The organism is Kitasatospora sp. NPDC093558, from assembly GCF_040683475.1.
Lineage (GTDB): Bacteria > Actinomycetota > Actinomycetes > Streptomycetales > Streptomycetaceae > Kitasatospora.
Genome location: NZ_JBFBDY010000499.1, coordinates 1 through 4,734 on the forward strand (window position 1 = coordinate 1; position 4,734 = coordinate 4,734).

Genomic DNA, 4,734 nt, shown 5'->3' on the forward strand with positions numbered 1-4,734 from the left:
GCCCTGTTCGTCGCCGTCGTCCAGCCGACCGACGACGGCCGCGTGCTGGTCGGCCGGATGGCGGGGCCGACCGCCCACCCCGGCCGCTGGGGCCTGCCCGGCGGCAACGTCGAGCCGCCGACCGGCGACGACCTCCTGGACGAACCCGCCCTCCAGCGCCACGCCGCGCGCGAACTCCTGGAGGAGACGGGCGGCGACCCGGATCCCGGGGACCTTCACCGGTGGATCGTCGTCCACACCACGAACGGCAACGTCGGCGTCCTCTACCTGGCACCGCCCCGGTCCGCCGCCGCACTGCGCGAGGACTTCGAGGCGATGCTGGCCGACGAGCGCTCACGCGGAGCGGAACCGGAGTTCGACGGGATGGCCCTCATCGCCACCCCCGAGGAGGCCGCCGCCCTGGAAGGCCCGCAGGTCGACTACCTCCAGCCGGTGCTCCGCCGCTACGCCGACCGCCACCGCGCCACGGCGGCGCAGTAGTCCACGGGCGGTCAGCAGCTCACGGGTGGGCCGTGGTTCACAGGTAGGCAGCCGTCCACGGGCGGAACGGCTCAGACGGTGGGCGCGGCGGGCATCTGCTCGTCCGACAGGCCGAGGGTCTGCTGCATCCGCGCCTGGCGCCGGCGGCCCCAGGTGATGGTGAAGAAGATCAGGCCGCCGAGGAACACCCACGGCATGAGGCTGCTCACGGTGACCATGGCCTTGGTCGACAGCACGTACGTCAGCGCGATCCGCAGCACCGCCTCCACGATGAACGCCACGCCCCAGATCACCGTCAGCAGCCGCTGGCCCCGGCGGAAGCCCTCGTGCACCCACAGGCCGTTCCAGCGGGCGACCCCCTCGGCGGTGCCGCCGGCGGCGAACTTGCGGCCGAAGTAGAACATCGCCGGGCGCGGCGCGAACAGAGTGGCCAGGTAGCCGAGGCCGATCAGGCCGGTCAGCGCGGAGTCCTTGATGAAGATCAGCTCGGTGGTGTTGTACGCGAGCGCGCTGAGCGCGCCGAGCACGAGCGTGACCAGGGTGAAGACCCCGAACTCGTCGAGCCGGCGGTGCAGCAGGAAGTACACGCCGAGGTCGGCGACCGGCCAGGCCGAGGAGATCAGCAGGGCGTTGACGTCGGACGTCCCGTGCCCGCTGAGCGCGTTGTACGTCAGCACCGGCGCGAGGATGTTGAACAGCAGCGTCGGCCCCCAGTCCAGCAGCAGTCGGACGGCGCCTCCGGGCCGGGGGGAGGTGCTGGCGGCGGGCTGGGACATGGACTTCTCCTCCAACGGTTCTTCCGGATGCCGCGCCAGGGTGCGGTTGGCGGCGGACGAGAGTCTGACGGTGTGTGGCGGGCTGTGGGAAGATCACCGGCGGGCAGCTTCCGGCCAGTGGCAGGATCGCGCCAGCGGGGACATCGGGGGAGGTCAGAGGGTGTATGAGGGTTTGGGTCTCGGGCGGGACGCCGGGGCCGTGTACGGACTGATGCTGGGTGAGGGCGTGACCCACCACGGCGAGATCGCCGGGCGGCTGGGCCTGACGGCGGGGCAGGTCGGCGACGCGCTGGACCGGCTCGTCGCGGCGGGCCTGCTCCGGCCCTCCCTCCGGACCCGGCCAGAGGCGGCCGGGGGGCCAGGGGAAGAGCCGCCCGCCGAGTCACGGGCCGCCGTGCCTCCCGCTGGGCCCGCCGCGCCGCTCACGGGTTCGGCCGTCCCGGCCGTCCCGTCGTCCGGTTGCGCCGACCCGGCGGAGCAACGACCGCTCTGCCTCGCCGACCCCAGCGAGGGCCTGCGAGCCCTGCTGGCTCGCGAGGAGGCCCGGCTCCTCGCCCAGCAGGCGGAGTTCGACCGCACCCGGTCGACCGTCACCAGGCTCCTCACCGAGTACGCCATCGCGGAGCCCGGCATCCGCCACCGCGACACCGAGCGGCTGTTCGGCCAGGACACCGTCGTCGCCCGGATCGAACAGCTCGCCCGGTCGAACCGGTTCGAGACCGTCTCGTTCCAGACCCGGACCAGCGGTGCCGTCGCGACCACCAACGCGCTGGGGCTCAACCTCGACGGCCTCGCACGCGGCATCCGGATGCGCTCGGTGTACCCGGACAGCGTGCGCCGGCACGAGCCGAGCCTCGCCTACGCCGGAGTCCTGACCGCGCACGGCGCGGAGATCCGCACCGTCCCGGCCACGCCGCTGCGCCGGATGCTGGTCTTCGACCGGACGTCGGCCATCGTCCCGGCGACCCTGGATCCGGACTGCCTGGATGCCGTCCTGATCACCGCCCCCGGCGTGGTCGCCGCGCTGCGGGCGCTGTTCGAGGCGGTCTGGGAGACGGCCGAACCACTGGTCGTCCCGGCGGACGGCGAGGCGGTGCCGGGCCCGCGCAACGACGAACTCACCCGCCACGAGCGCGGTCTCCTCGACCTCCTCAGCCAGGGCCTTACCGACGAGGCCGTGGCCAACCGCCTGGCCCTGTCCGTGCGCACCGTCCGCCGCAACACCGCCGGCCTGATGTCCCGCCTCGGTGCGCGCAGCCGCTTCGAGGCCGGCCTCCGGGCCAAGGAGCGCGGCTGGCTCTGAAGGTCCGTCAGCCGCCTGCTGGTCTGGACCAATATGTGGAACGCGGCGACGGCGGTGCCCTCGGCGTGTGATCGTCTGCGCTATGTCGACCTTCCTCTCGTACACCTCCTACGACGGGTCCCGTCTCTGCTACCAACGTGTGGGCCGGGGCGAGCCGTTGGTCGTCCTGCCCGGTGGGCCCGGGATGGCCCCGGGGTACCTCGGCGACCTCGGCGGCCTCGGACGGCGGCGCGAGCTGGTGTTCGTGCACCCGCGCGCGACCGGCCGCTCCGAGGTGCCCGCGGACCGGAGCACCGTGTCCTTCGTCCACCAGGCGCGCGACATCGAGGCGTTGCGCCGGCACCTCGGCCTGGAGCGGATCGACCTGCTCGCCCACTCGGCGGGCTGCCTCGCCGCGCAGGAGTACCTGGCCGCCCACCCCGGTCGCGTCCGCCGGGCCGTGCTCGCCGCACCCGTCGGCCGGGCGGCTCGCGAGGCGGACGAGGCCGAACTGGCGGCCCTGCGGGCCTCGCGCTCCGGCGAACCCTGGTACGCCGACGCCGCCGAGGCCGACCGCCTGCTCACCGAGGGCGGCGCGAGCGGAGCAGACGGTGCCGATGCGGCTGCGCTGCAGCGCCGGATCCTGCCCTTCTTCTGGCACACCTGGTCGGCCGACACCGCCGCCGAGTACCGCCCCGAGCACGCCTGTTCGCTGCCGTGGTACCGCGAGGCCTTCTACGCCGGCTCCGCCGCCCCGCAGGAACTCCGCACCCGGCTGGCCCGGTTCACCGCCGCCGCGACGCCGGTCCTCGTCCTGGCCGGTGCGTTCGACGGCATGATCGGCACCAACCCGGCCCGAGCTGTGGCCGCCTGCCACCCCCGGGCCCGGCTGGAGGTGCTGGCCCGCTCCGGCCACCGGATGTGGGTCGAGGAACCGGAGCGGTTCGTCGGCCTGGTCGAGGAGTTCCTCGGCGCCGGGGAACTCCTCAGCCCGTCGTCGCGGTGATGTCGCCGTTGGACGTGGTGAGGTCGAGCCGGTAGCGCCCGGTGGGGTCGTCCGCGACCCCGACGCGTATGTTCCCGTGGCTCGTCGCCGTGCTCACGTGGTACCCGGCGGCCGGGAGCGTCACCGTGATGGCGCCGTTGGACGTCTTCGCCGTGACGTCCTGCGCCGTGCCCGGCGTGAGCCGGATGTCGCCGTTGCTCGTGCGGGCCTCGATCCGGTCGCCGCGCAGGGCGGTGCCCACGATGGTGCCGCTGGAGGTGTGGGCGTCGACCGGCCCGCCGACGTCGTCGAGCGTGATGCCGCCGGCGCTCGTGTGCACGGAGACCTCGCCGACCCGGGAGAGCCGGACGTCCCCCGCCGAGGCCCCGCCGCTGATCGGCAGTCCGGCGGGCGCCTCGACCGTGTAGCTGACCGAGCAGTCGTCCCCGCAGCCGCCGAGCACCAGCGTGCCGTTCTCCACCCGCGTGGTGCCGCCCGGCCGGTCGTGGGCGTACTCGACGGACCGGTGGACCGACACCTGCGTGGCCCCCGGCTTCCCCTCCACCGTGACGTTCCCGGCGTCGGTGTCCAGCCGGACGGCGGTGATCCGGTCGGAGACCGTGGCGTCGTCCTGGAAGCTGCTCCTCGTCAACGAGCAGCCGCTGATGCCCGTGACGGCCAGCGCAGCGGCCCCGGCGACCACGACCGCCCCGACGTGTCGGCGCTGCCACCCCATGTCCATCCCCCTGTCGTGCGAAATGCTTGTACACGAGGGACGGTAGTCGCGCAGCCCAGCCCGGAACGATATGGCCAGCCCCCCAATTCCCCTGGAGCTGGCACCACCATCAGACCGGTACTCAGGCCCCCGACGCCCCCACCCGAGCCGCCCGTCAGACCCCCGAGGCCCCCGAGCCGCCGCTCAGGCCCCCGAGACCCCCGAGCCGCCCCTCAGGCCCCCGACGCCACCGCCTCCGCGACGGGCTCCGCCGCCCGCCCGCGCCGGGGCAGCAGGAACGGGGTCGCGAGCAGGCACAGGCCGGCGAGGCCGAGCGCGGCGCGCGGACCGGTCACCCCGGCGAGCACGCCCCACAGCGCGGTGAGCGCGGCCGTCATCGCCTTGCCGGTCACCGACCACGCGGAGAGCACGCGGGCGGCCCGGTCCGGCGCGACCCGCTGCAGCCGGGAGGCGGAGTACACCGGGTTGAACACCC

5 protein-coding genes and 1 pseudogene are annotated in these 4,734 nt (G+C 74.3%); 3 read left to right on the forward strand and 3 right to left on the reverse strand.

What is annotated here, in order from left to right; genetic code table 11:
* On the forward strand, nt 1-480 hold a 480-nt coding region (locus AB0O00_RS30005; RefSeq protein ID WP_363657069.1), incomplete at its 5' end, for an NUDIX domain-containing protein.
* Between the two features lie 71 nt (nt 481-551).
* Here the strand turns inward: AB0O00_RS30005 and AB0O00_RS30010 are convergent.
* Complete coding sequence (locus AB0O00_RS30010; RefSeq protein ID WP_363657071.1) at nt 552-1,256, reverse strand: VC0807 family protein; 705 nt, start codon at nt 1,254-1,256, stop codon at nt 552-554.
* Between the two features lie 199 nt (nt 1,257-1,455).
* Between AB0O00_RS30010 and AB0O00_RS30015 the strand changes: the two genes are divergently transcribed.
* Nucleotides 1,456-2,559, forward strand: coding sequence for a LuxR C-terminal-related transcriptional regulator (locus AB0O00_RS30015; protein ID WP_363657073.1), 1,104 nt, complete (start codon nt 1,456-1,458; stop codon nt 2,557-2,559).
* An 82-nt stretch (nt 2,560-2,641) separates the two neighbouring features.
* Complete coding sequence (locus AB0O00_RS30020; protein ID WP_363657075.1) at nt 2,642-3,544, forward strand: alpha/beta hydrolase; 903 nt, start codon at nt 2,642-2,644, stop codon at nt 3,542-3,544.
* On the opposite strand, the gene AB0O00_RS30025 is transcribed toward AB0O00_RS30020, so the two are convergent.
* Nucleotides 3,525-4,259: a DUF4097 family beta strand repeat-containing protein gene (locus AB0O00_RS30025; RefSeq protein ID WP_363657077.1), complete on the reverse strand. Its 735-nt coding sequence runs from the start codon at nt 4,257-4,259 to the stop codon at nt 3,525-3,527. The genes AB0O00_RS30020 and AB0O00_RS30025 overlap by 20 nt on opposite strands.
* Before the next feature lie 212 nt (nt 4,260-4,471).
* Nucleotides 4,472-4,734 (reverse strand): annotated as a pseudogene (locus tag AB0O00_RS30030) (MFS transporter); the annotation flags it as partial.

What these genes read in the sequence shown, in the direction of transcription:
- AB0O00_RS30010 (WP_363657071.1), bottom strand. Translation starts at nt 1,256, where the DNA reads ATGTCCCAGCCCGCCGCCAGCACCTCCCCCCGGCCCGGAGGCGCCGTC.
- AB0O00_RS30020 (WP_363657075.1), top strand. Translation starts at nt 2,642, where the DNA reads ATGTCGACCTTCCTCTCGTACACCTCCTACGACGGGTCCCGTCTCTGC.
- AB0O00_RS30025 (WP_363657077.1), bottom strand. Translation starts at nt 4,259, where the DNA reads ATGGGGTGGCAGCGCCGACACGTCGGGGCGGTCGTGGTCGCCGGGGCC.